Annotated in this window: 6 protein-coding genes; 4 read left to right on the forward strand and 2 right to left on the reverse strand. The window is 65.8% G+C overall.

Translation table 11 applies throughout. The features are described from left to right. From ACLBX9_RS27100 to ACLBX9_RS27110, 3 genes are all read left to right on the forward strand, one after another. The coding region (locus tag ACLBX9_RS27100) for a flagellin (protein ID WP_447721062.1) at positions 1–163 on the forward strand (163 nt) is incomplete at its 5' end. Positions 164–451: 288 nt separating this feature from the next. Beyond that, on the forward strand, positions 452–697 hold the full coding sequence (locus ACLBX9_RS27105; RefSeq protein WP_447721058.1) for a hypothetical protein: 246 nt from the start codon (positions 452–454) through the stop codon (positions 695–697). Next, positions 697–837: a hypothetical protein gene (locus ACLBX9_RS27110; protein ID WP_447721059.1), complete on the forward strand. Its 141-nt coding sequence runs from the start codon at positions 697–699 to the stop codon at positions 835–837. The genes ACLBX9_RS27105 and ACLBX9_RS27110 overlap by 1 nt, the downstream gene beginning before the upstream one ends. 205 nt (positions 838–1,042) lie before the next feature. Here the strand turns inward: ACLBX9_RS27110 and ACLBX9_RS27115 are convergent, their stop codons facing one another. Further along, positions 1,043–1,270 (reverse strand): hypothetical protein, encoded by a 228-nt coding sequence (locus ACLBX9_RS27115; protein WP_447721060.1) that lies wholly within the window; start codon positions 1,268–1,270, stop codon positions 1,043–1,045. A gap of 457 nt (positions 1,271–1,727) precedes the next feature. On the opposite strand from ACLBX9_RS27115, the gene ACLBX9_RS27120 reads away from it, so the two are divergent. Further along, positions 1,728–2,027, forward strand: coding sequence for a hypothetical protein (locus ACLBX9_RS27120; protein WP_010683618.1), 300 nt, complete (start codon positions 1,728–1,730; stop codon positions 2,025–2,027). 738 nt (positions 2,028–2,765) lie between these two features. Here the strand turns inward: ACLBX9_RS27120 and ACLBX9_RS27125 are convergent. Further along, the coding region (locus tag ACLBX9_RS27125) for an adenylate/guanylate cyclase domain-containing protein (protein ID WP_447721061.1) at positions 2,766–4,186 on the reverse strand (1,421 nt) is incomplete at its 5' end.

Consider the following 4,186-nt stretch of genomic DNA (forward strand, 5'->3'; position numbering starts at 1 on the left):
GCTGATCAACGTGCTGCAGACCGGCTCGGCCAACCTGACGAACGCGGACCTGAACCAGGAGGCGGCGAACTCGCAGGCGCTCACGACGCGCCAGTCGATGGGCATCTCGGCCCTGTCGCTGGCCAACTCGGCCCAGCAGGGCGTGCTCCAGCTCCTGCGCTGATCGCGGCCGCGCGCGTCGCGCACGCAAAACTGGCCGGCCGGGGCGACCCGGCCGGCCTTTTTCGTGCGCGATGGAGACCGTTCCTGCGCGACCCCGCATAGACGCAGCCGCGCAATCGTGCGCTAGCCTATCAATCTGCCGCACTGACGCGCGCGGACAGCCTTCAACCCGGTGGATGGGCGCGGCGGTCCGGATCTCCTGATGGAAGCCGGGGGTTGCCAAGCTTGGCCATATGCGCCAGCCTGCATCTAAGTAATGGGCCGCAACCCATTCCGGGCAGGAGGATCAATGCTGGTCAACCACGAGCGACGCCTTCTCAACAAGGCTGCAGAAGCCCGTGATTACCGAATCTCGATCCGCAAGAAGCCCGACGATTCCTGGCCGGGCGATCACAGCCGCCTCAGCGCACTCGAAAGTCTCGGCCACCTGACGCGGGTCGGCGGCCCCGGGGTCACCGACGATGCTCTCGCCACGTGGCAACTCACGGCCTCCGGGCTGACGCAGCTGCAGACCCTCGTCCCGGAGGGCGCGTGATGGCTTCGATCAAGATCCGCCCTGTCGGTGACGGGACCTTCGTGGTGTATCGCGACGGCACCGCCGTCGCATCAGGCCTCACCCGCGATCAGGCGGAGCGTTGCGCAACGGTTCTCGGCTGGATCGCGCAGGTCGTCTGAGACCGACGGCTTCGGACCAGCGAGAAACGCTGTTGCGGAGGTGACAGCCTGCGCAGGTGACGGGCAGCCCTGATGGAGTCGCCGAAGCCCTCCTCCCCCAACTGCGCGATCGGCTCCCCGGCGCGCGACCGCAAACGGACCGACATCGACCCGCCGTCCGGCTATCCTCACAGCCGCAACGGAGGGTGGATCAGGCGCGTCGAGGTCACTCCGCGGCTTTAATCACCATGGAAACCGCACGGGCCTCCTGTCGCGCGCGTGCGAGAATTCGCTGACGCGCTCGCGGTTCGGTGATGGTTCCCCACAGGCGGAGCAATTCGAACGTCGCGTTGGCCTCGTGGGCGCTGTCCGAGAGATAGAAGGTCTCGACGGGGCATCCGATCGCCGCGGCGATTCGGCTCAGACGCGTTTCCGCGCGGCCTTCACTGGTCATCGGAGGTTCTTGTCCTGCACGAAACCGGAGCAGGCCTCTATCACTCCAGGTTGAAGGCCGACAAGTGATCATGATCTACCAGCACTGGTCGATTCGTATCAGTCCGAGGAGGACGCGGTCCCTGTCGAACGTGCCGAAACCCGACCGGCGCTCAGCCATTTGCGGCCTCGGGACGTCGGCCTCTCGGCCTCCAATCCGCGTGCCAGGATCGCGGTCGCACGTGCGGGGGCTTCGCGGGGCATCGAGCATGTTTCGACCGGGACCTGCGGAAGCGATCGTTGGCGCGGCTGCGCATTGCCGCAAGCTCGGCCATTCGATCGAAGATCTTGTCTAGCCAGGAATCCTAAGGGTTAGTCTGCGGCATAAGCTTGCCGTTAACCAGGCGTTAACGGACTGGGCCTAGCACGGCCTGAGCAGCGCTCGACGGTCGTCGCTGAACCCATGAGCCGAGGCGACGATGCTTCTCTTGGTTGCGGTAGCGATCGGCAGCGGCCTCTTGGCGGCCGTCGTTCTGACTCCGATCAGTGCTCTGGCCGCACTCATCATCGCCCCTCTGATCGCCAGTATGGCGGCGATCGTCGCGTGCTTCGCTATCGCGTGGCAGAGCACCGGGGGCGGCCGCCAAGTCAAGGCCCTCGACGCCCAGACCGACGCGATGGTGGCTGCTCTGCGCGACGTCGCCCAGCAGGGTGCTGTCACTTCGCCGATTCCGAAGGTTCGAGTCGGCCACGAAGCCGCCCGAATCCAGTCCGCTTGAGAGACTGACGCTCGGCAGCCCCAATCGGATATGCGGCACTTGGTTGCCGCCCGCGACTCGTATCTCTGAGCCGATCGTGGTGCGAGGCGATCGCGCCCGTTGCTCTCACAGTCGATGGTTGTCTCGCCGTCCCTTGGGGCTGAGACCATCGGAACGACGCGTCGCCGCGACTCGCTGAGCACGCCGCACGCGGCGAACGCGGTCGCGTGATCTCTCCACCCAACAGCCTCATCACCCGCATCGCCTATCGCACCCCTTCGTGGCCGATCCGAAACGATCGCGCAGAGGGCGGCCTCGACGGGCTCGCAACTGTTTTGATTTGACGAAGACTCTGCTAAACGGGCCGACCCGGTCGAACGATCCCTCGATTCGAAATTCTAACTTATTGATCTGTCGCGACAGTCTCGATGTTCTACATAAGCGTGATATCGATCGCTTCTGGGGCTGCGTTAATCCTGATCAGATCGAGATTCGGCAGTCGAGCAATACGGATCGAAATCTTGGGCGGCTGTTTACTCTTGCTCGGGCTTTGTCTAATCGGGTTCTGCCTTCCTTTGTACCGGTGATCTTTTCGCGGATCATTTCGACATCTGACGGTTCAGGCCGGGTCTGGCGCCTTCGAAATGCGAACATCCGGCAGACCGACCACCACGTTCTGCGTTCGTCGACGCGTCGGATCCGCGCGATGCCCGGGCGCGCGGCCGACCCTGGGCCTGCTCGGCCGGCGATCGCGTTGCCCTAATCCGTCGAACCTTCCGGCAGGCCGGCCATGCGCAAGCCCTCGACGATGCGTTGATATTCTTCAAGGAACGTCTTGTTCCTCGACCAATCCGCGCGCGCCCACTTCTGAACCGTGTAGCCGGGTGAGATCCTCAGGATGTCGGCGACGGCTTTCGAAGCCTCTTCCGTCTCGCCCAACCACGCATGAGCGGCAGCGAGATCGATGTAGGCTGAGAAATACGGCGTGTGTTCCACGGATCGGTCGCACCAGCGCACCGCATCCCGCCAATGCCCGAGATGCGTATGTGCGTGGCAGATATAATATTCCCAGATACTGAGCGCCGTATCCTTGGGGCTCAGGCGGATCGCCTTCTCGACAGGCGCGAAGGTCTCCGCAGCACGTCCGGCCCAGAGGTTCGTGATCCCCGCCAGGGCGTACGCGATGGACATGTTCGGATCATACTCCGTGGCGATCGCGATCTCCCTGAGACCCCTCTCGAAGTCCTTGGTCGTCCTGAGGACTTCGGCCATCACGTAGTGGGCCATCGAGCTGCGCGGGTCGGCCGCGAGCCCGTCGGTGGCCAGCTGGAAGGCCCTTTGGCTATCCGCCTGGATATTCCGGCTGACCCGCGTATTGACCGCCTGCGCGATCGCCCGCGCTAAGCCGATCTTCGCTTGTGAATTGTCGGGTTCGATCCGAAGGCTCTGCTCGAACCGCGCGCGCGCCTCCTCCGTGTTGACCGGCGTGCGCTCGCGGTTCAGTGCTGCCCATCCGAGCATGTTCAGGTCGGCCGCGGTCGGGTTGCTGGCCCTGTCGCGAAGGATGCGGAGGCTCTCCGCCTGCGTGAGCTGCACGTCGAGCGACCGGGCGAGCCGCGCGACGAACTCGGTCTGGAGCTTGCCGAGGCGGCTCCGCTCGCCCTCGAACCGGTCGGCCCAGACATGGGCGCCGGTCTCCGTCGAGATGAGCTGCGCGTTGAGGACGATGTGGGCGTCGGTGCGGCGCACGCTGCCTTCGAGCACGTAGCGCACGCCCAGGTCGCGCCCGACCTGCTTCACGTCCACGGCCTTGCCCTTGTAGGTGAAGGCGGTGTTGCGCGCGATCACGAAGCTGCCGGCCAGGTGCGACAGGTCGGTGGTCAGATCCTCGGTCAGCCCGTCGGCGAAGAAGTCCTGCTCCGGGTCGGCGCTCAGGTTGGCAAACGGCAGCACCACCAGCGACAGCGCCGGCAGCGGCTTGGGCGGCAGGCCGTTCTGGACCGCCAGCGTCGCCTCCGCCCGCGGCGCCGCCCCCGCGCTCCCGGATCCCGCCGAGCCCGGCAAGCCCGACCCCGGCGATCCCGGCCCCACCAGCCAGGCTGCCAGCCCCAGCGAGGCCAGGACGGCGAGACCCGCCACCAGCCCCGTCAGCAGCCCGGCCCGCCGCCCCGGCCCGGCCC

The sequence above is a fragment of the Methylobacterium sp. A49B genome, from assembly GCF_053346215.1.